The organism is Sphingobacterium sp. GW821-FHT03E03 (assembly GCF_059420745.1).
The window spans coordinates 305,027-328,378 of sequence record NZ_JBWKUH010000002.1 but is presented as its reverse complement, the minus strand read 5'-3'; the positions used below and the strand labels follow the sequence as shown (position 1 = coordinate 328,378).

Below are 23,352 nucleotides of genomic sequence, written 5' to 3'. Positions count from 1 at the left end.
AAGAGTGAGGATAAAGGAGTAAGGATAATATTAAGTAAGCTGATGGCTTACGTGAGTAAAATCTAATTACTCAATACTAAATACTAGATACTAATACAATGTTAGATTTCGCAAAAAGTGACGGACTTGTTCCAGTGATCGTGCAGGATGCCCAAACACTAGAGGTGTTGATGCTGGGCTATATGAACGAAGAGGCTTGGCAAAAGACACAGACGGAAAAGCGCGTGACTTTTTTCTCTCGTAGCAAAAATCGTCTCTGGACTAAAGGAGAGGAGAGTGGTAACTTTTTAAATGTAAAGAGTATTCATATAGACTGCGATAAAGATACCGTATTGATCAAGGCCGATCCTATGGGACCTACTTGTCATACAGGAAGTCGGAGTTGTTTCAATACGGACTTCAATCAGAATTTTATTTTGGAACTGGAACGTATTGTAAATCATCGCTACGAAAATCCTTCTGACGAATCCTATGTCAATCGTCTGCGCTCCAGAGGAATTAATAAAATCGCCCAAAAGGTAGGTGAAGAAGCGGTAGAAACCGTGATCGCGGCATTAACGGAAACCGAGACTGACTTTATCAATGAGACTTCCGATTTATTGTTCCATTTGATCGTATTGTTGCGTGAAAAGGGCTTTTCGTTGGAAACAATCGCTAAAAATCTTGAAAGCAGACATCAATAGCGCTGTTTTTCAAAGAAAGTTTCTGTTATCGATCCCAAACATTTTTGGATAAATTAGATTGGATCTAGGGATGGGGACGAGGCTTTAAGGTAATATGACAAAATAGTCTTGGAAGTGCAGTATATTTGTGGATATACTGCACTTCTTTTTTTCTGAAGGTGTCTGTTTTTATTGATTCTTATTTTTTTTATTAGGACATCAATGAGTTCGTTATGTTAGGTTTGTTGGCCAGAAGGAACTTTCCGGCTGTTTTCACAGCTGTTGGTGCTTGTGTGGAAGCATGAAAGTTTTATTATTTTCTGCGCTTTTATTGTGCGTCAGTGAAACGAAGTAATAAACAAGTAAACGAAAAAGCGGATGGCCGGTTGGAAAAAGATTGGAGCAAGAATGGCCTCTCCGAATGTCATCTGGAGAGCTTGAAGATATAACTATGGATATTAAATTAAGAGCGACATTACCTGGACATCAAAATCCAATTTTTTGCGTAGAAAAAGGATACGATCCGAATACATTCTTTACAGGTGGTAATGACAAGGGCGTGGTTGAATGGGATATCGAAAAAAATAGCTTTAAACGTATCCTCTGTGCTGTGACTTCCTCTGTATATGCTTTAAAACTGATCCCAGGAACGGCTATCTTAGCGATTGCATTACGTGAGGGGAAATTACTTTTTGTGGATGTACAAGAACAAAAACTTGTCGCGAGTTTACAATTGGGTAAAAAAGCCATCTTTGCTCTTGCGTTTGTCAAGCAAAAAAATGAGCTTCTGGCTGTAGGGGAAGAGGGAAGACTCTATGTGATCGACCTCGCTACATATAAAGGTATTTATGAGCTACAGCTATCCCAAACAACAGTTCGGAGTATTGCTGTCGATGAAAAATCAAACAGAATTGCATTAGGCGATAAAGATGGCTGGGTATATTTACTGGATAGTGAAGACTTTCATGTCATTGAGCGTTTGCAGCTCCATAGCCTGCCCACAACCTCGTTGGCTTTTCTTCAAAATAGACTATTAAGCGGTGGCCGTGATGCACAGCTCATTATTTCGGATGTCAGTCAGTTGAGTAATAACTTTTCATTTGTCCCACACTTGTTTACTGTATATGGAATCTATCCACATCCAGTTGAACCATTATTCGCCACGGTAAGCAGAGACAAGTCATTGAAATTTTGGTCTAACGCGGATTTTGCTTTGTTGAAGAACATGAGCCGTGACAAAATGCAAGATGGTCATCATCTATCTGTCAATGCGGGTGTCTGGTCTGACGATGGTCGCTATTTCTTTAGCGTTAGTGATGATAAATTAGTCAAGATATGGGAATTTCAACAGTAAAATATTCGAAAAATAATCTGATGAAGCTCCCATAGAAAATGAGGAAATAGTGTCCAATTTGGGACGTTAGAACTTTGTCGCATTATTGTTTTTTTGTTAACAGGGACTAACGCTGACCTTTGAAGTTGTATGTTTGAACGATAGACATATTTTTATCGTTATCTAGACACTAATTGTCCAATAACTGCAAGATTTGGGTAAGGTATTTTCCGTCAATTTCATCAAAGCTGTCCAGTTCACTGCTATCCACATCGAGAACACCTATAATTTCCCCCTGACGATATACGGGCAATACGATTTCAGAGCGTGAAAGAGAGCTACAGGCAATATGTCCAGGGAACAGCTCCACATCGGGTACAATAAGTGTTTTTTCCTGTGCCCAAGCTCCACCGCATACACCCCGTCCTTTTTTTATACGCGTACAGGCGACAGGACCTTGGAAGGGACCGAGCACAAGCTCTTCAGCATTGTCTACAAGATAAAAACCCACCCAAAAGAAATTAAACTGCTCCTTTAATGCTGCTGCAATATTGGCAAGATTTGCAACCTGATTATTTTCTCCCTGTAACAATCCACCTATCTGCGGAAGTAAATTCTGATATTGTTCCTCTTTGCTGCCCTTGGCAATTCGTAAATCCTCAGCCATAAAAATTCTTTTTTAAATTCTTGAAGTGATACTGCACGCTAATAAAAAAGCGCTAATATCTGCTCAAAGTTAACAGAATATTAGCGCTTTCGCATGGGGTATATTATTTTATTTCTTTGTATTGATAATGTTTACCCGGATGTAATTGCTTCTTTTTCCAGAGGGTGTAATAACGACCGCTTTGAATACTCGTTCTTTACTATTTGGAACAGTCACTTTAACCGGACCTGTATACTCTAGATCTAATTCCGAAGGGTCGTAGTTATCTAGGGTATAATAGATTTTGGCACCTTCCACCGATGGTTTCAAACCACGGATCGTATATTCTGAAGCGTATACCGTTGTATCAGAGATACCATAAGCCTCAGGTACGCGGTAGAATGTATTTGTCTGATCTAGCTTTGCCAGTTGATGTGCCGCACGTTGCTCGGAGAAATTCTTCCAGTTTTTCTTTTCCGGTTGAGTCCAGGCAATCTCAGATAGGGCCAACACACGTGGTAAGATGGTAAACTCTACTTTATTGGAAGAGCCGATATATTCCGTCCAGATATTTGCTTGAACACCCAAGACATGTTTTTTGTTGTTTTCAGAGATTTTGCTAGGCATAGGATCAGAAGAGTATACCTTAGCCAATGTTGAAAGACCTCCGATACTCAAGGGCTCCCTATTTTGATCAGCACCTTGTTTGTGATCAAAGTATAGACCATAGCTATTTGCCGTGATGATGACGTCATGGCCTTGGTTTGCAGCATCGATAGCTCCTTGGTCACCTCTCCAGCTCATAACAGTCGCATTTGGTGCTAAACCGCCCTCTAAGATCTCATCCCATCCAATGATACGTTTACCTTTGCTATTAATGTATTTTTCCATACGTTGAATAAAATAGCTTTGTAATTCGTGCTCATCTTTGAGATTGTTATCCTTGATTCTTTTTTGACAATGCGGACATGTCTTCCATCTTGTTTTAGGACATTCATCGCCACCGATATGAATATATTCGCTAGGGAATAATGGGATCACCTCGTCGATGACATCTTCCAATAGCTTAAATGTTTCTTCTTTTCCGGCACAGAATACATCATCAAATACCCCCCAGGTCTGTGCTGCGGTGTACGGTCCCGGTTTATCACCACAACCGAGCTCTGGGTAAGCTGAAAGTGCTTCCAAAGCATGACCAGGCATCTCGATTTCAGGGATGACGGTAACATACTTGGCTTTGGCGTAAGCCACCACTTCTTTGATCTGGTCCTGGGTGTAGAAACCACCATAAGGCGTGTTATCATAGTCGCCATCGGTTTTATAATTACCTAAAAGCGTTTGATTGCGATAGCCCCCGATCTGCGTTAGTTTCGGGTGTGATTTAATTTCAATGCGCCATCCTTGATCATCCGTCAGGTGCCAGTGAAAAGTATTCAATTTGTAAGCAGCCAAAATATCAATGTACTTCTTAACAAATTCTACAGGAAAAAAGTGACGGGAAACATCCAGATGCAGCCCGCGGTAAGCAAAACGGGGCTCATCCTGAATCGATGCCTGTGGAATTTCGATGCTTGCTTTTTTGTCGACAGGTAGTAACTGAATCAGCGATTGCATGCCATAAAACAGACCTGATGCTTTTCCACTGACCGTAATTTGATCCGAGGTGCTGTTAAGTTCGTATGCTTCCGTGTTTGCGGATTTTGCATTTTTTGACGAAAAATAGATGCTATTCTTACCCGGTGACTTGACTAAAGATAGGTTGAGGTTATAGTTACTTTTTAGAAAATCCTGGAATAAAGTGGCAACTTTTTTATCCTCATCGCTGTCAAATGCAATTTTAGTGTTTGTGTTGACTTTAAATGACCCGTTTTTGATCTGAACATGTTGCGGTAAAGGCACAATATTCAATGTGATGTCTTTCTTTTCTTGCGCAAATGCTGCTGCTCCTAAACTTAAAGCGAGCGCAAGTGAAAATAGTTTTTTCATGTGTGAGATTATAACTGAAATACGAAGCCCTAAAAATAAGGGAATAAATACGTTTTAGCAAAGCCGGATTGTAACAAATAGGCTGTAGCAACGTGAGGGGAGGTGCTTATGTATTTTTGTAACTAATTGATTATGTGTTTATTTGTGTTAGAGCAATCGTTTGTGTTATCTCTTAGGGATGTACGATAATTATTAAACCCATAACTGTATTTGTAATCCAATAAACTTTATTTCAATTGCTATCATCTCACGATTCTATATATAAACAGATCACTTAATTATCGGAGCAAATAGGTTCATGTTAAGGAGAGGGCAAGTTTGATTCTTCTTCATATTTTCAGTGCTTTTAACACTTATCTTAGCGGGGAATAAAACGGACTTTATTCGTGTCTATCCGAATGAAGTCCGAATGAGGTCCGGATAAGGTCCCTATGAAGTCCCTGTTAGCCTACTTTCAATTCATAAATTGTTACCTACATGTTCGCAGTTCGAAACACAGCATCGCTTTGCGGGATTCGAATTAAGATTGCTATTAAGAAAATAAAAAAGGAACCTGAAAGTTCCTTTTTTTGTATGAGCTATATGTTTTGTTCTGTATATGTCCAGTCGAAGTATCTGTAAACCGAATGTTCGTCAGCGGATCAACAAGCGATGATACCCATTTTATAACCTCTTTAGCGCTAATTTGATCATATCCTCCACAGAAAGGTTGCTTTCTGTTTTTAAAATGGTATTCAATACCTTTTCAGCCGCCACTTTGTTGAAACCTAGCATAACCAGTGCAGACAAAGCTTCGTCTGGTATGGATTGCGATTGAATTGATGTTGAGAGCGTTTCCACACCTTGTTTTTTCAGTTTATCCTGAAGTTCTAGGATCAGACGTTGTGCTGTTTTAGGACCGATTCCTTTAATTTTCTGGATTAAAGCAACCTGACCATTGACAATGGCAGACTGTATTTCATCAGGTGTATTGGATGAGAGTATCATTCGACCCGTATTGGGGCCGATGCCTGAAACTGAAATCAGATTCTCGAACAGCTTCTTTTCGCCTTCTGTGGCAAAGCCATAAAGTGTGTGGGAATCCTCCCTGACTTGCAGTGAAATAAATAATTTGCAGTTTTCCTGATCCTTGATTTGGGAAAAGGTATAAAGAGAGATGTGAACATAGTAGCCAATCCCACTCACGTCGATAACAACATGAGTGGGGGCTTTATATGCTAATTTTCCATTGAAATATTCGTACATAGTAATACGAATATAGGAAGATTTTAAGCGATTCTATAAATTTTTAAGATGAGCTTGAACATCAACTACAGCAATAGTCACCATGTTGACGATTTCACGTACAGAGCTATCCAATTGTAGTACATGGATAGGTTTGTTCATACCCAAAAGAATAGGACCTACAGCTTCCGCTTCACCGACTTCTTGCAATAATTTATAGGCAATATTACCTGATTCCAGGTTAGGGAAAACAAGTGTATTTGCTGATTGCCCGTTTAAACAACTGAACGGGAAATTGTCAGTCAACATATCGCTATTTAAGGCGAAGTTAGCTTGTAGATCACCATCAGCAATAATGTCAGGATGTTGGTCGTGAATAATCTGCGCCGCTGCTCTTACTTTGGTAGGTGTTTTTCCTTCACTGGAACCAAAATTAGAGTACGACAATAAAGCAATGCGCGGTTGGATATTCATGCGTTTAACAGCTTTGTCCAAAAGCAATGTGATATCAGCTAGCTCTTGTGCTGTAGGATCCTCATTCACGGTGGTATCACCCATGAAAATAGGACCTTTTTTGGTTAACATCATATACATACCTGCTACACGGCTGCCCGGTTTAGCACCGATAACGTGCAATGCAGGACGAATGGTGTTTGCATAATTTTTGGTCATACCAGAAATCAATGTATCTGCCTCACCAAACTCAACTAAAGAAGCACCAAAATAGTTGCGGTCAAACATCAGTTTGCGCGCGTCGTAACGAGAGATCCCTCTGCGTTGTCTTTTGTTATAAAGGTGCTCGATGAATTTTTTTGAACGCTCTGTTTCACCATCAACCTCAGCAACTGGATCAATAATTTCTACACCATCCAATTCAAAAGCATACTCTTGGATCAAACGTTGGATTTTCTCTTTCTTACCTAATAGGATCGGGATTGCAATACCTTCTTCTTTTACGATTTGAGCGGCACGTAATGTTTTGTAATTATCTGCTTCAGCAAAGACAACGCGTTTTGGATCTCTTTTAGCTGCCATTGTTAAGTTGCGCATGATCGCATCATCTTTACCCAGACGTTTACGCAATGCATCGCGGTATTTATCCCAATCTTCGATTGCTGTTTTCGCTACACCAGATTCGATTGCTGCTTTTGCCACAGCCATAGAAACCTCTGTGATCAAACGTGGATCGGTAGGTTTGGGAATGATATATTCTTCAGAGAATTTTAAGTTGCTTGTATTGTAAGCTTGATTGACTTCTTCTGGAACTGGTTGTTTTGCCAGATCAGCAATAGCGCGTACAGCTGCAATTTTCATTTCCTCATTAATTGCTGTTGCGCGTACATCCAAAGCACCACGGAAAATGTAAGGGAAACCCAATACATTGTTCACCTGATTTGGATAATCCGAACGGCCAGTACCCATGATAATATCACTACGGGTAGCCATCGCTAAATCGTAAGCAATCTCCGGATTTGGGTTGGCCATCGCCAAAACAATAGGATTAGGAGCCATGGATAACAACATCTCTGCTGACATGACATCCGCAGCTGATAACCCGATAAATACATCGGAGTCTTTTACGGCATCTGTTAGGGTGTGGATATCGCGATCAGTAGCGTATTGTGCTTTCATGCTATCCAGATTTTCTCTATCTGTACGGATAACACCTTTACTGTCTAGCATCACAATGTTTTCTTTGCTTGCGCCTACAGAAATATACATTGCTGTACAGGACATCGCAGCAGCACCAGCACCATTAACGACGATTTTTACTTTGGAGATATCTTTTCCGATAATTTCACAGGCATTGATCAAGGCTGCACCTGAAATGATCGCTGTACCGTGTTGATCATCGTGCATAACGGGAATCGTCATTTCCTCTTTCAGGCGACGCTCAATTTCAAAACATTCAGGAGCCTTGATATCTTCCAGGTTGATACCTCCGAAAGTTGGTTCCAATGCTTTTACTATTTTCACGAACTCGTCAACATTTTTGGTGTCCACTTCGATGTCAAATACATCGATGTCAGCAAAAATTTTGAACAATAAACCTTTTCCTTCCATGACAGGTTTACCTGCTTGAGCGCCGATATCACCTAGGCCCAAGACAGCTGTACCGTTACTGATAACAGCAACAAGGTTCCCTTTTGCGGTATATTTATAAGCATCTTCTTTATTCTCGGCAATAGCCAAACATGGCTCCGCTACGCCAGGAGAATATGCTAATGATAAGTCTCTTTGCGAATTTGTTGGTTTTGTCGGAACAACAGCTATTTTTCCAGGTCTACCCATTGAGTGGTAATTTAACGCTGCCTGTTTACGATTAGTGTTACTCATTACGATTTTATTAATTTAAGGCTACAAATCTATCATTCTTTTTGATATTTGGAAATATTTGCCAATATCTTATTATAAATAGACAATAATATGTTATTTTAAAATGTCCAGCAATTTAAACATTTGCTTGCGCATATTGGACCCCGATCCCGAATAATTATTGACCAATAGTGTATAGGTAAAGGATTGTCCATTTTTATTGGTATGAACGCCCGTATACCCCAGTACGCCGCCGATTGTTCCACTCTTCATCTTCATGTCATTGTAGGTCGGTAGACTTTCGTAGAATACAGGATACCAATTTTGCTTTTGTGCATATTGCATGATTTTGTTCATGGCGAGCGTGGTGACTCTATTTTGTGGTGAGAGCCCCGAGCCGTCCATACTTTTGAGTTCGCTTGGCTTGATCCCTAATTTGGCGTTCCAATACTTCTGTATGTAATTGGCCCCATCATCCGTTCCCGTTTTTCCAGCAGTGGTATAGGCAATAGCTTTTAATAGGGCTTCCCCATAGAGGTTGATGCTTTTTTGGTTAAACCAATAGACAATTTTATCCATGGTAGGGGACAGGTGCACATCCAGTGTTTGTTTCTGGGATACGTCTATTGAATCCATCTTCGCACCTGTTGCGGGAGGTTGGATTGCAAGGATGCCCTGTTTGTTGAGACCTTCATTCAGTTGAAAAGCCAAATCATATGCAGGGTCGGGAGAAGCGAGCTCGATGGTTTTCTTTAAATCCTGAGCATAAGTACCGCGGACAAATATCTTGGTAGAATAAGGCGCTGCATAGGCATAGACATTGTCCCCACTGCCTGCTCTGCCTGTTGTGGTTTCATTGATAATCTGCAGATAGGGAACCTGAACCGTGTAATTGACGATTTCAGCTTTTGCCCCAACTTTTGCCGCCGGACTAAAATCAATTCCAAAAGCATTTTCATGCCAGTTGAGTGATGAAATGCCTGCGCCATAATAATTACCCATATCTGTCCAGATCCATCCCCCAGGGAGTTGATTGCCGTTATAGAGGCGATCATCGGCAATAACTGCTCCATTGATACTTCGTATCCCAGCGTTTTGAATAGCTGCGATCCATTTATTCAGCACGATAGCTGCTTTGGTTTCCGGGTAGCGGTCGCTGCCCAAGGTAGGGTCACCCGTCCCTGTTACAACGATGTTGCCATTTAGGACACCGGTTTCATCTATGGTACCAGTATAGTATAAGGTTGTTTTAAATTGATAATTCTTACCCAGAAAATCCAATGCTGTAGCCGCAGTAATCACTTTCATGGTGGAAGCTGTAGCTAGCCCGATATTTTCATTGACAGCATAGATAGACTGTCCTGTCTTTCCGTCAAATACCGTTAAAGAACTAATGCCGTTTTTTACGTTTTCCTGATTTTGAAATTGATTGAATGCATCTTGGATTTTGGCTCGGATATCCTGTGCAACTAAAGAACTCGTCATGCCGGTAAGTGCATAGGTCGATAGTGCAATGGAATATAGTGCAAATTTTTTCATCCGTTTAAATTTGTTTTTCATTTGCGATGAAGCTATCAGATTTACTCATTCCCCTATGTGATTATTCATTCATAATTTGTTTTTTAATTGCATTCATGAACTCGTTTCACTCGGTTTGAATAAATCATGATGGTTTCATTAACATGTAATTTCGTCGGACCTTATGCTGTCCTGTTATTTGATATTCTATATTTAGTGCGATGTGCATATAACTTTAATGTATGCACGTACGCGTTGATTCGTTTGTTTTATTTGGCTTAAAGTTAGGCATTCGACCCTAAAAAATCCTAACTTGCATAAAATTGTATAGACGACATGAAGCATATCGAAAAATTAGCTGCTATTCGTGAGGCTATGAAGATTCAAGGAATCGATGGATATATTATCCCATCATCAGATCCTCATATCAGTGAATATTTACCAGAACGTTACAAATGTATTGCTTGGGCATCAGGGTTTACAGGATCTGCAGGTACCTTGGCTATCACACAAGATTTTGCGGGTCTTTGGACAGATTCCCGTTATTTTGTCCAGGCAGTGGAGCAATTGGAAGGAACCGGTTTTGAATTGGTTAAACTGAAAGTCCAGGCAGCGGCGGAGTATGCGGATTGGTTAGGAGAGAAATTGCATGCAGGAGCGAAAGTTGCTTTTGATGGAAATCTGGCGTCGCTTTTGGTAGCTCAATCTGTCAAAGGCGTGTTGGAGCCCCTGGATATTCAGGTGGATGGTCATGTAGATTTACTAGCTGATTTATGGGCAGGTAGACCAGAGTTGCCAAAAGCGCAGGCCTACTTGTTGCCTGAAAGTACAACAGGACAATCTACCATAGCGAAGATTGAAGCTGTACGGACTGAAATGAAGAAAAATCGGACCGATGCACATTTAATATCTTCTTTAGATGATCTTGCTTGGCTACTTAATATCCGTGGCCAGGATGTGCCTTGCAATCCGGTTGTTTTGGGGTTTGTATTGATCACAACTGATACCGCGACACTCTACATTGAACCGTCAAAGTTGAACGCCGAAACAGTTGCTGAATTAGCAAGCTATGGCGTTGAAATCGCTGCATATGACGATATCTATCAGACGATCGAGACATTGCAGGCAAAAGCTATCTTAATCGACCCAAAGCGTACCTGCTTTGCAATGTTTGATAGCGTTCCTGAAAACGTTAAAATAGTAGAAAAGATAAACCCTTCTACGACTTTAAAAGCAATTAAGAATACGATAGAAGTTGAAAATAACAGGCATACTTTTGTAAAAGACGGTGTGGCGCTTACCCGTTTTTTTAAATGGTTGGAAGAGAACGTTACCAGCGAAGAGCTGTCTGAACTTTCCATTGCAGATAAATTACGTGGATTTCGTGAGAGTCAAGAGGGATTTGTTGATGTTTCTTTCACGACAATTGCAGGCTACCTAGATCATGGTGCATTGCCACATTATTCAGCGAATGAGAAATCCAATTATACATTACGCCCAAAGGGCTTGTTGTTGGTGGACTCTGGTGGTCAATACAAAACAGGAACAACAGATATTACACGCGTTGTTTCTCTTGGTGGACTTACCCAAGAGGAAAAAGAAGATTATACCTTGGTGCTGAAAGGCACAATAGAGGGGTCGCAGGCAATTTTTCCTGTAGGCACCCGTGGATATCAAATCGATGCTATTACCCGCCGCCCATTGTGGGAGACCTTGCGCAATTATGGTCATGGCACAGGTCATGGCGTTGGATTTTTCTTAAATGTACATGAAGGACCGCAGACATTTAATGCTGCGGCGATAGATGTTGCTGTTGAACCGGGTATGATTACCTCCATTGAACCTGGTCTATATCGTGTTGGCAAGCACGGTATTCGTATCGAGAATTTGGTGTTGACTCGAAAAGCGGGTTCGTCGGAATTCGGTGATTTCTTGGATTTTGAGACATTGACAATATGTTATATTGCGACAGACTTGATTGAAAAATCCCTGTTGGAAAAAAGACATCTTTTATGGTTGAATAACTATAATCAATGGGTATTTGATCGGTTATCAACGCATCTTTCAAGTGAAGAAAAGAATTGGCTTGCCGAAAAATGTAAGGCGATCTAATAATGTAAATAAAAATAGGAACCTACAAGATACAGGTTCCTATTTTTTGATTCAACGAAGATGAGTTGCTCATATTAAGGGTTTGATAGTATATTCGGGCAAGTTAATAATGTTCTGTGTTAAACGCTTGGAATCCAATGCTTCTGATAATCTTTTAACAGCTCTGTCTCAAAATTTCATATAACAACTCCTTACCAAAAGGTTTCAAGATAAAGTCACTTATAAAAGGATAATTTTCCAGTTGTTCCTGATCACTTTTACTCGTGGAAGAGCTGATAATGAAAATCTTGGTTTGATTAATAAAATCGCTTTTATCTTCTAAAACGTCCATTAGCTCCCAACCTGTCATAAAAGGCATATTGATATCAACAAATAATATCGGTTGCCCCAAAGATGCACTGATATCATGTGTGTCCAAAAAATCCAATGCATCCAATGCATTTTTAAATAGGTAAAATTCAATAGGGTAATCCGAAAATCCCTGAAGCATATAGCCAAAAATAGTGCGTAATATCGCGTTGTCGTCTATGAGGATGATTTTTCTTTTGTTTTCCTGATTCATTACGTTCTTTCTAAAAATTTGACTGAAAAGACACTGCCTTCGTTCGGTTGACTTTGTACATCTATTTTACCCCCCAGTGACTCCACCTGATAGCGTGTGAGAAATAATCCGATACCCTTACTTTCAAAACCACGATGGAAAACTTTCTTGAACATGAAAAGCTGAGATTTGTATTTTGGTAGATTGATGCCCAGTCCATTGTCCCTGACAGTTAGCAATGTGCCATCCTCCACCATGGAAGTACTAATTTCAATATGTGGAGCTTTGTCAGGGGCTGTAAACCGGAGGGAATTGCTGATGAGATTGCTTAGAATGCTCTCCAGATAGATTTTGGGGTAATGAATATGTTTTACATTGAATTCTACTGAAATCGTTGCATTCTTCAATTGTATTTCTTCAATATACTGTTGTTTTACTTTCAGATATACATCGTTGAAATAGCAATTTTCGAATACAAGCGATTTATTTGAGCGCAATTCAAGGATCTCGCCCAAGTCGTGTAAAGTCTCGGTGAGTTGTTCACTGCTAATTTTTAAAAGATCTAAAAAATCAGCCTTCACCTTTTCATCTTTCGAAATTTTGAGTTCATCGATGAGCATTGGCATATTGCTCAGGGGCCCCTTTAGATTATGAGCAAGGATATTTGCAAATTCCTCCAATTGTCTGACTTTGGTTTCAAGATCAATTTTAACTAAATCAGATTCTATTTTCTGTCGCTTTAATATCTCGATATTTTTCTTCGATTCGGAAATATCTTGGACCTGAACAATCAGAAACAATGGCATATTGGCATTGTCAAAAACTGCTGCAATGGTGACTGAACACCATACAAAATGCCCTAGTTTATGCCGGTAGCGCCTCTGTATGGTGAAGCTCTCAATTTCACCCTGAATAAGCTTCCTATGGAGTTCAATATCACGTTCAACATCATCTGGGTGTGTGTTGTAAGAGAATTTTATCGTTGACATTTCTTCCTGCGTATAGCCAAGTATTTTTGTCAATGTATGATTAGATTCAATACAATAGCCATCGAGGTTTGTCAATGCAATACCCAAACCCGAGAAATGGAATGCCTGATTGAATTTATGTTCGTTAAATCTTATTTTTTCTGTTGATTCAATCTGTTTAGTAATATCTGAAACTACCAAGGCGACCCGGTTTTGCGTTCGGTGAATGGGCTTTATCTGTAAACTATACCACCTGTCTTTATGCTGTTCGGAGGGAGACTGGAACTCCATTTTAAACTCACGGTCAAGCTTTAATGAGTTTTGGATCAGTTGGATTGTCGGTATGGCTAAGTCTGCCGGGAAAAGTTCGATCAGACTTTTATTCAGAAATTCCTCTGGTGGATAAAATAGCAGGCTCGGATCGTTTGTCCAATAGTTTTTAAATACCCCCATATCGGAGACTTCAAAAACAATATCATTGAGTGAGGCAACCAGTAGTTGAAGCTGATGTTGTTTATCTTTTAATGCCTGATTCTGATTGACAAGCTTGGAGACATCTATGAAAGATAGCAGCAGGCGGCTCTTATTTTCTTCGGTGAATGGAATAATATGAAATACAAACCACCTAAAGGAGTCTTCTATTGCGATTCCCAAGATTGTTTCCTGATGGACTTGATTGTTGTTAAGAGCGATTTGGAAGGGGGAGTGTTCCGCGCTGAGAGCGGATGCATCCTCGGATGAATAGAATGTGATTAATTCATGGAGCTTTTTGCCCTTGGACTCATTATCGTCTAAGGCTAAAAGTTCACATGCGCGTGAGTTAAGATGTAAAATGGTTCCATCTTCCGAAGTTGTAATCAATCCTTCTAACTCCGAACGTTGCGTTTGAGCGGAAGGTGTAGATAAAGAGTCCCGTTGCAGATGCATTATCCAACAATGTTTAGGATTAATTTACTCATTTATAAGATATGAGACTAGTCTGGTCTCGATTTACAAAATTGGTAACTTTTACCATAAAATAATAAAAAAATATTAAAATAGGTAATTTTTGCATAACGAGTTGCTGGGTAGGATATTATGTGTAACGCGGAAAAGAACAAAAGGTTTTGGAGGATTTTAAATAAGTCCTTTGTAAAATTAATCCAATCAAAAATGATTTGAAAATATGGATTTAAACTGTTGATTGAGGCTTCATTGAAAAAGAATATAACACAGTTTTCAATTAGTGAAAAAGGACTTATGAAGGCAATAAATACATCATAAGCCCTTTTTTAAATAGTTATTTAATCTAAACAGCTCAATTTTTTGTTTTTTCCAGCCACAGCCAATTAAACCAGAGTGGAAGCTGCTGTTGACTTTTGTACGTTAGGATATATTTACCAGGTTTATCAAATTTTAATGTTCCGATACGTTTTTCTATAAATTCTTCGGTGTAGTTGTTTTCATTTGGTTCGACAACCATTTTGTTAGTCGGTTCAAAACTTCCGTTCAGTTGTTGGCTAGCAATGCCAATTTCGAAGGGGATATTTTCTTTATTGGGATTGTGAGCAGAGAAATCTATCGTATATGTTCCGGCCTCTGTAACCGTTACTTCCCAGTCGATCTTCGTATTTCCTGTAATGACAGCATGGGTCGGATTCTTCCCATTATAACGTACGATTTTCAGTTCATTGTTGAGGCTGTTGGTCGATTTTAGAGAAAAACCACCAAAAGTGGATTCAGGGACAGTATTTTTGTTCAGTTCCAAGGGACCATCAAAGGTCAATTTTACTTCCGAAACATAATGATCCGGTTGATCTACAGGTAGGTCAATATGGATCGAGCTAAGTTTCTGCTCATAGTTCAGGGGAGTCAAACTGCTACCTTTCATCATTGCTATATTGGACGGTTTGGATTTGATACCTGTAATACGAAGTTTGTGATCCAAAGGCCAGTTAAATACATGCGCATAGACAACCGTTTTGTTTTGTTCGGTTTTTGTGGTCAGGTAACCCCAGTCAAAATGGTTGTTTTTTAAAGAAAGACCAGTGGCACCATAGATGCTTTTGCCATAGGTATTTAACCAGGATCCTACATCATGTAAGCGGCTTACACTTTCGTAAGGAACGGTTCCATCGGCCCTAGGACCAATATTTAGGGTAAATCCGCCATTGAGGCTGACGTTTGAAATCAATGATTGAAAGATCTGGCTTGTTGATTTCCACTCGTTTTCCTGACCATTATATCCCCAAGAGTGGGCAATGGTACCTGGTGTCTCCCAAGGGTGGGCAATATAGTTGCTGCCAAATTGATTGTCACCAAGGGTTTCGAAATCTACATTTTCGGCATCTGTCGGAAGACCTAGGCGTGAATTGATCAGGCAGTTCGGTTGTAGCTCGCGGATCAATTTTACGACCTGAAGTAACTGTTCTTTTTTGATGATGGATTTTTGATAAGGGATCCACATATCAAACCATATCAATGAAATATCGCCGTAGTTGCTCATAAGTTCACGAAGCTGCGGTATTACTTTCTCTTGCCAATACTGGTTGTATTGGGCATCAGTTACATGTCCGGACAGCTCTTGCTGATGATTCCAGCCATAAGGATGTTCCCAATCAATCCAGTGTGAGTAGTAGAAGCCGAGTTTCATGCCATGTTTTTTACAGGCAGCTGCGATTTCTTTGATCACATCGCGGTTTGAGCCACTCAGTTTAGGTAAGCTATAGGTTCCGACTTTGGTATCCCATAGTGCCACACCATCATGATGTTTGGTCGTGATGATCATATATTTCATTCCGGCCTCTTTTGCGAGGAGCACCCATTTTTCCGGATCTATCTTGTTCCAGTCAAAGCGTTTGGCCAAACTGCCATATTCTTCTTTCGATACACGGTTGCGGTAGCGTAACCATTCCGCATAATTATTCATATACCGTAGAGGTTCACCTTTCCACATACCTTCAGCAGCGCTATATAAGCCCCAGTGGATAAACATGCCAAAACGAGCATCTTTAAACCAATACGCCTTTCCATTGTCCTGAGCAAAAAGTCGTATGGAAGCGCTGACCAGTAATAAACATAGAATCGCGATTCTTTTGAGTTGTGGTATCATAAAGGTTGTTGTTGTTTGGATTACAAGATAAGTAAAAAAACAGAATGCTCTATCCAATTCTTTTGGAATAGGGCAAGGTTTGAAAAATAACCTGCTAAATCGAATTTTTATTATGTACATACATTTGAAGACATAAAAAAAATTTATATTTTTATGAAAACCAAAAAAAATATACCGATTAAATAAACTGGAGGCGGGTTTACATTTTGTTAACACGATATTAAAATTATGATAACCCGTAATTTCTACTTTCGCCACACATTATCAATCATATGAATAAATTTCTAATTCTACCACTGGCGCTTGGGATTGCCTATCAGGGACAAGCATTCCCCGTAAAAAAGCCTTTTTCTTCCATCATCGGAAGCAGTGTCTTTCAGGACCAAATTAAAGGGACAGTTGTCGCGACCAATGGCGTGCCTGTTGCAGGAGTAACCGTTAAAAACGTTCAATCAGGAAAAACAACAGTAACTGATGCAAGGGGGCAATTTCAATTGTCCGCCAAACAAGGCGAAACCTTTCGCTTTAGTTTTGTAGGGTACAAGCCATTGGATCAACAGGTGACAGGTAATAGCCTGTCAGTTACCCTGACCGAAGATGCCAGTCAACTGGAGGAAGTAGTGGTGGTTGGTTATGGTACGCAACGAAAGAGTACAGTCTCTGGTGCTGTTGCTACAACAGATTTGAAAGGTACAAACAGCCGTTCAATGGCAGGGATAGGGGAAGTGCTTCAAGGAAAGACACCGGGTGTTACAGTAACAGCTGAGGGCGGGGATCCGACGTCTAAACCGAGTATCAATATCCGCGGTATGGGCGGTATCAATGGTGAGCAGCCTTTATACGTTGTTGATGGTGTACTCCAGGCAAGAGCCCCAGAGCTCAATCCAAATGATATTCAAGATATCAGTGTGCTGAAAGATGCCGCAGCCGCCGTCTATGGAGCGCGTGCTTCCGGTGGTGTTATCTTGATCACAACAAAAGGTGGCAAGAGTGGTGAATTGAAAATTGATTTTGAAGCTAAATATGGAGTACAGAAGGCGCACAACTTGATCAAAGCGCTGAATGCAGCAGACCGTGCTATGATCTCCAATCAGGCGGCGGACAATGCGGGTGTCGCACGTGACCCAGCTTTTGATGCAAGCAAATATCCGGATGGGCAGATCACCCGTACCGATTGGATAGACGAAATTTTCCGTACGGCGCGTGTACAGGATTATAATCTATCAGCAAGTGCAGGTAATGAGAAGTCTTCTTTCTACACAGGCTTCAACTACCGAAATGCCGAAGGTATATTGATCAATACGTATTCTAAACGGTACAATTTCCGTGTAAATTCACAGACACAGGTGACGCCTTGGTTGAAATTGGGCGAGAATATTTCCTACTCCTTTACCAACGGGCAGGGCGCCAATACAAGTTCCGGCTATACGGGGGCTGTATTATCTGCCATTCACTACCCAAGAAATATATCCGTATATGATGCCGTAGGTAAGTTTTCAGGACTACCGTCGGATCATGGCCCGGGTACCTATGGTGATGTAATTAATCCGGTAGCTTACCTAAGTCGATTGGATGTCAATAACCCCGTACATAACCTATTGATTAATCCCTATATTGAGCTTAAATTGCTTCCTGGATTGAAATTTAAATCAAATTTTGCTTATACGAAGCAATTCACCGATTTCAAGGAATTTACGGCACGTATTCCGGAAATTGGAAAACCCAATATGTCCAATTCCCTCGCCGTTAATACCAATCGTCTGACAGATATCTTGACTGAGCAGACATTGACCTACGAAAAAGATTGTGGTCTACACCATTTCGACGCCCTAGCAGGATATATGTATCAAAAGACTACGGAAAACTATAGTAATGTGGTGGGTGAAAATTTCGATGATGAAGCCAAAAACTACCGTTACTTAGTCAATGCTGGACGAATTAAACCTATCGAAGATGGTAAGCTTGAGCAAGCTTTAATTTCTTACCTCTTACGTGCAAACTACAACTACGACAATCGTTATATGTTGACCTTGATTGGTCGTCGCGATGGTACTTCATTGGTGGCAAAAGATAACAGGTTCCAAAATTACGGTTCTATTTCTGGAGCTTGGGCAATCCATCGTGAGGCATTTCTTTCGGATTCCGAAGTAATTAATACCTTGAAATTAAGAGGAAGTTATGGTATTTTAGGTAATCTGGGTTCGTTGACTTCTACGGCTGTAAGTCCTTTATTACAGCGTGTAGACAATTGGGTTGGTAAAATACCAACGTTAATGCCTGGATACGTTGAAAAAATCATGGGCAATCCTATATTGACATGGGCGCAGTCGAAGCAGACGAATATTGGTTTAGATATTGGTGTATTAAATAATCGTTTGACTCTGAATGCGGATTATTTCGTTAAGCGGACAGATCGGATGTTGATGGACATCGCATTGGCAGGGACAACTGGTTTGCAAACCAAAACTGTCAATGGTGGACGTGTTACGGACAAAGGAATTGAACTTGCTGTGACCTATAGCAGTAAATCAGATGCAGCTTTTCAATATGATATTTCAGCTTCAGTCAATAAGATCTCCAATAATGTAGATTATTTAATTGACGAATTTCCAAAAATAACCTCGCAGGTTGACTATCGCGGCATACTGAAACCTTTGTTGACGGAGCCGGGGCAGCCACTGTATTCGTATTATGGATTGGAAACTGCGGGTCTATTTAGATCCAATCAGGAGGCTGAGCAGTATAAAGGCAGTACTGGAACAAAAATACAACCTAACGCCCAAGCTGGGGATATGAAATTTGTCGACCAAAATGGTGATGGTAAAATCGATGACAAAGACCGTGTGTTTTTAGGAAGTGCCTATCCGGATTTTAACTACGGTGTAACCTTCAATGGTAGTTACAAGAACTTTGATGTCAATATCTTTTTCCAGGGTGTACAAGGGAATAAGTTGTTCAATACCTTGAAATATACAGGTTTAAATGCGGCTTCTGGACAACCTTACAATATGTTTGAAGAAATTAAGAATGCGTATTCAGAGAGCAATCCAAATTCAAATATACCGCGTGTATCCGTAAAAGATCCGAATGGTAACTTCTCCAATGTATCGGATTTCTATGTGGAAAATGGATCGTATCTACGTTTAAAAAACCTTGTTGTAGGGTATACGCTGCCAAAGGAGCTGACTCAAAAATATAAGTTGCAGAAATTACGATTCTTTGCTTCGGCAACCAATCTGTTCACGGTAACGAAATACACAGGAATGGATCCTGAGGTAGGAATGAACAATTATGGTGTGGATGCGGGCCGTTATCCGCAGTCGCGTACATTTATGTTGGGAGCAGCTGTCACTTTTTAATCTCAAATTTGGATAAAATGAAGGATGATATAGGTTTTTCAAATCGGTGAACCGAATGACTAAACTTGATTGTCCTGTGAATATTTAAAAAATACTCCAATGAAAAAAATAACTCGAAATATATGTTTTGCCCTGCTTTTAGGAAGCGTGGGAATGTCTTTTCAATCTTGTACCAACAAATTGGATATCCTGCCAGAGGGAGCTCCTTCAAAGGCAAGTTTTTGGAAAACAAAAGAAGATGCCATAAAAGGGGCCAATGGGCTCTATTACCTCTATGATGAAGAAGATTTCTATGGACGTGGATTTGCTTGGTTCCTAAATGCCAGTGACGATATGGTCACCGGGAGGAACAATGCGCAGGCAGAGAATATCCGTACGTTTAACGGCAATTACATCGGTGGCGGCTATACAGAATCACAATGGCAAATGCGCTACGCCATTATCAAACAGGCCAATGATATCTTGCGTTATGTTCCTTCGATCGCTATGGATGAAGCGTTAAAGAAACGTATCCTGGGTGAAGCTAATTTTAATGCGGGCTATATGTACTTTCAGTTGGCTGCGAATTATGCGGATGAACGGGCTGGTGTGCCTATTGTTACCGTTGAAAATATGGACAACGAAAAGGCTACACCAAGAGCGGCCAATATCGAAGAAAATTATCGTCATATTGAAAAGTTGCTGAAAGAGGCTGCTGATCAGCTGCCTTTTTTCAATGAATTGGAAGAAGCGGATTATGGCCGTGCGCATAAGGTAGCGGCATGGGCTGTGCTTTCCAAAATGTACTTGTATAAGAAGGATTATAAAAATGCGATCCTTTATGCCGATATGGTGATCAATCAAGGTAAACGCGGGCTTGCACCTACTTTTAAAGATGTCTTTAAAGCGGCAAATAACTGGGGCCCTGAATATATCTGGTCTGTCACAAGTACAGCTGCAGGAACGGATGGTTGGGGATCGATTTTACCCGGTGTTATGCTGACCAATGGTGCCTGGGGATTTTACAATGGCTGGGGGTATTATATGCCGACAAAGGAACTTTATGATTCTTATGAAGCGGGTGATGAACGTCGTGAAGTAACTATTCTAAAACCGGGCGATAAATTTGTTTTCTTTGGCAAGGAGCGGATATTCGAACCGGCAAGTTCAGCAACCTGTGACATGCAGTTCAACAAATATATGGAGCCTTTCTCGCACACTGATCCAGTAAAAACTGGGCATGTGAGTCCCAATGGAAATCATATGGCTACAGATCTAAATGTGCCTTTGATCCGTTTTGCAGAGATATTGTTAATTAAAGCGGAAGCTTCGATTATGCTTAATGGTAGCGGTGCTGGAGATAAAGAGCTTAATATGATCCGTAAACGTGCCAACCTTCTCGAAAAGACAGGGATGACATTGACTGATCTGAAACGCGAACGCCGTAATGAATTAGCTGGTGAGTTTTCAGACCGTCACCGAGATTTAGTGCGCTGGGGCGATGCTGAGGCAACTTATGCCAAGCCGCTTCATACCTATGCGATGAAGAATGGTTCAGGCATGCCGGTTGAGTTTGCGGGTCGTAAATTTGATCCAAAAACTCACCACGTGTGGGCGGTGCCACGTAGGGAAGTGGATAATAGTGCAGGTCTGATTAAACAGAATCAAGGATGGTAAAAGTTCTAAAAGTCTCCCGAAATAAACTGGGAGGCTTATTGCTAATCGCTGGCTTGTGTGGAGGACCTTTAGGGTCTTCCGCACAAACACTCAATGAGAAATTTGAGCAGCTGATGTTCAACCGTGAAAAAGGACAGGCGGGGGTGATCAACTATGCTGGACATAGTCATAACGATTATTGGCAGAGTCAGCCTTTCTACACAGCTTATTATGCGGGAATGCAATCCATTGAAGCGGATATTTTTCTGCGCAATGGTAAATTGATGGTTGCGCATGATGCAAAGGAAATCAAAACGGAGAATACGCTCAATGCACTTTATCTGGATCCTGTGGCTAAGCTATACCGCAAAAATGGCGGAACAGCCTTTGCTGACAAAGCAAAAAAGCTACAGTTGCTTATCGACGTCAAAGAAAACTATAAACAGGTATTGCCAATTCTTGTCAAAGCGCTTGAACAATATGGAGATCTGTTCAATCCGCTTAAAAATACCAATGGGGTTAAAGTAATCGTAACAGGCGGGAGACCTAAGCCAGATGGATTTAAGGATTATCCCAAATGGCTGTTTTTTGATGGTGAAGTCAATTGGGGCTACGATGCAGCAAGCCTGGCGCAGACCGGATTGATCAGTGCGGATCTAAAGGATTATACGGACTGGAACGGTAAGGGATTACCCGAAAATATTCCGGCCATCAAAAAGGCGGTCGCCAAGGCAGATTCACTGGGACTCCGTTTTCGTTTTTACGGAACACACGACAGTCCCAATGCCTGGCAGCAGCTTATTAATCTCGGCGTGTACTGGATCAATACCGATCATCCCAAGACCTTAGAATTATTTCTTGATCAGCGTGAACGGTCATCTTTCCAATCGGCAAAACCACAGGCGATCTATACACCGAGTTTTCAATATGACGGTCAGGACCGTAAGGTGAAGCGGATTCTGCTTTTGATTGGGGACGGAATGGGGCTGGCCGCTGTAAAAGCAGCGACATTGGCCAATGGTGGCGCGCTCAATATGACACAGATCAAAACAGTCGGACTTTCACAGACCGAGGCATTGAATTCGGACAATACCGACTCCGCTGCCGGAGGTTCAGCCATCGCTGTAGGGCGGAAAGTAAATAACCGCGCAATTGCTGTCGATTCAAACGGTAAGCCATTGCCCAGCGTAGCTGCAGTGCTGGCCGATCAGGGATGGAAAACAGGAGTGATCAGCATCGGTGATGTGACAGACGCCACTCCCGCAGTATTCTATGCCCATCAGCAGGAGCGGAATGAGAGCGAATCCATTTTAGGACAGTTCCAACATTCCACAGTGGATTTTATTTTGGGCGGAAAACCCGGCTGGTTGCAGAAGAGAAGTGACTGGAAAGGATACGCTGGTGTTTCGATTGTAAAAGATCAGATCGATCAATCCAGTGGTAAGCAGATTGTCTTCCTGTCGGACGAACTTCTTAAGCCTGTGAAAGATGGTCGATCAACGATTTTAAAACAATCCATGCTGGATGGCATAAAGTTTCTGTCCCGCGATGATAAACCATTCTTTCTGATGGCAGAGTCTGCGCAGATTGACTATGCTGGCCATGCGAATGACCTCAAATATTCGGTCATGGAAACATTGGATCTTGACAAAACTGTCGAAGAAGCCCTAAAGTTGGCCGATCAGGATCCAGAGATGCTGGTTGTTGTAACTGCAGATCATGAAACCGGCGGACTTACATTGCTGGATTCTGACCGTAAATCAGGACGTGTGATGGTTAATTTTAGCAGCAACGATCATACGAATGCGTTCGTTCCAGTATTTGCTTATGGAGCCCGCTCGTTCTTATTTCGGGGGGTATACGATAATACAGCTATTTTCCATAAACTACTGGAAGCTGTGAAGTAAAAGTTTTAATTTCCTTTACACTTTTCACCCCGTTTGTGTGTCAAATCACAACGG

The 23,352-nt window shown here is 41.0% G+C and carries 14 protein-coding genes; 6 read left to right on the top strand and 8 right to left on the bottom strand.

What is annotated here, in order from left to right; translation table 11 throughout:
• The first annotated feature begins 98 nt into the window (after positions 1-98).
• Together hisIE and AC07UV_RS04650 are read left to right on the top strand one after the other, a co-directional pair.
• Positions 99-683, top strand: a complete 585-nt coding sequence (hisIE, locus tag AC07UV_RS04655; protein ID WP_282250450.1) for a bifunctional phosphoribosyl-AMP cyclohydrolase/phosphoribosyl-ATP diphosphatase HisIE — start codon at positions 99-101, stop codon at positions 681-683.
• 430 nt (positions 684-1,113) lie between these two features.
• Positions 1,114-2,016 (top strand): WD40 repeat domain-containing protein, encoded by a 903-nt coding sequence (locus AC07UV_RS04650; RefSeq protein WP_282250449.1) that lies wholly within the window; start codon positions 1,114-1,116, stop codon positions 2,014-2,016.
• 169 nt (positions 2,017-2,185) lie between these two features.
• Here the strand turns inward: AC07UV_RS04650 and AC07UV_RS04645 are convergent, their stop codons facing one another.
• The 5 genes from AC07UV_RS04645 to dacB form a co-directional block, all read right to left on the bottom strand.
• Entirely contained in the window at positions 2,186-2,662 is a 477-nt protein-coding gene (locus AC07UV_RS04645; RefSeq protein WP_282250448.1) for a GAF domain-containing protein, read from the bottom strand.
• Between the two features lie 108 nt (positions 2,663-2,770).
• Positions 2,771-4,627, bottom strand: a complete 1,857-nt coding sequence (locus AC07UV_RS04640) for a beta-N-acetylhexosaminidase (protein WP_495182890.1) — start codon at positions 4,625-4,627, stop codon at positions 2,771-2,773.
• A gap of 663 nt (positions 4,628-5,290) precedes the next feature.
• Positions 5,291-5,872, bottom strand: a complete 582-nt coding sequence (gene ruvA / locus AC07UV_RS04635; protein WP_282250446.1) for a Holliday junction branch migration protein RuvA — start codon at positions 5,870-5,872, stop codon at positions 5,291-5,293.
• Positions 5,873-5,905: 33 nt separating this feature from the next.
• Positions 5,906-8,188, bottom strand: coding sequence for an NADP-dependent malic enzyme (locus AC07UV_RS04630; protein ID WP_282250445.1), 2,283 nt, complete (start codon positions 8,186-8,188; stop codon positions 5,906-5,908).
• Between the two features lie 93 nt (positions 8,189-8,281).
• A complete protein-coding gene (gene dacB, locus AC07UV_RS04625) occupies positions 8,282-9,706 on the bottom strand; it encodes a D-alanyl-D-alanine carboxypeptidase/D-alanyl-D-alanine endopeptidase (protein ID WP_495182889.1) in 1,425 nt (474 codons plus the stop codon).
• A 315-nt stretch (positions 9,707-10,021) separates the two neighbouring features.
• Here dacB and AC07UV_RS04620 point away from each other — a divergent pair, with 315 nt between their 5' ends.
• Entirely contained in the window at positions 10,022-11,797 is a 1,776-nt protein-coding gene (locus AC07UV_RS04620; protein ID WP_495182888.1) for an aminopeptidase P family protein, read from the top strand.
• Between the two features lie 154 nt (positions 11,798-11,951).
• Here the strand turns inward: AC07UV_RS04620 and AC07UV_RS04615 are convergent, their stop codons facing one another.
• The 3 genes from AC07UV_RS04615 to AC07UV_RS04605 form a co-directional block, all read right to left on the bottom strand.
• Positions 11,952-12,359: a response regulator gene (locus AC07UV_RS04615; RefSeq protein WP_495182887.1), complete on the bottom strand. Its 408-nt coding sequence runs from the start codon at positions 12,357-12,359 to the stop codon at positions 11,952-11,954.
• Positions 12,359-14,233, bottom strand: coding sequence for a sensor histidine kinase (locus AC07UV_RS04610; protein ID WP_495182886.1), 1,875 nt, complete (start codon positions 14,231-14,233; stop codon positions 12,359-12,361). Before AC07UV_RS04610 ends, AC07UV_RS04615 begins: the two co-directional genes overlap by 1 nt.
• 370 nt (positions 14,234-14,603) lie before the next feature.
• Positions 14,604-16,397 (bottom strand): alpha-L-fucosidase, encoded by a 1,794-nt coding sequence (locus tag AC07UV_RS04605; RefSeq protein ID WP_495182885.1) that lies wholly within the window; start codon positions 16,395-16,397, stop codon positions 14,604-14,606.
• 272 nt (positions 16,398-16,669) lie between these two features.
• Here AC07UV_RS04605 and AC07UV_RS04600 point away from each other — a divergent pair, with 272 nt between their 5' ends.
• The 3 genes from AC07UV_RS04600 to AC07UV_RS04590 all read left to right on the top strand — a co-directional run bounded on the left by AC07UV_RS04600 (position 16,670) and on the right by AC07UV_RS04590 (position 23,298).
• Positions 16,670-19,756, top strand: a complete 3,087-nt coding sequence (locus tag AC07UV_RS04600) for a SusC/RagA family TonB-linked outer membrane protein (protein WP_495182884.1) — start codon at positions 16,670-16,672, stop codon at positions 19,754-19,756.
• Between the two features lie 99 nt (positions 19,757-19,855).
• Positions 19,856-21,412 carry a RagB/SusD family nutrient uptake outer membrane protein gene (locus AC07UV_RS04595; protein WP_495182883.1) on the top strand — a complete coding sequence of 519 codons (1,557 nt, stop codon included), beginning with the start codon at positions 19,856-19,858 and terminating at the stop codon, positions 21,410-21,412.
• Entirely contained in the window at positions 21,406-23,298 is a 1,893-nt protein-coding gene (locus tag AC07UV_RS04590; RefSeq protein ID WP_495182882.1) for an alkaline phosphatase, read from the top strand. Before AC07UV_RS04595 ends, AC07UV_RS04590 begins: the two co-directional genes overlap by 7 nt.
• The last annotated feature ends 54 nt before the right edge of the window (positions 23,299-23,352 follow it).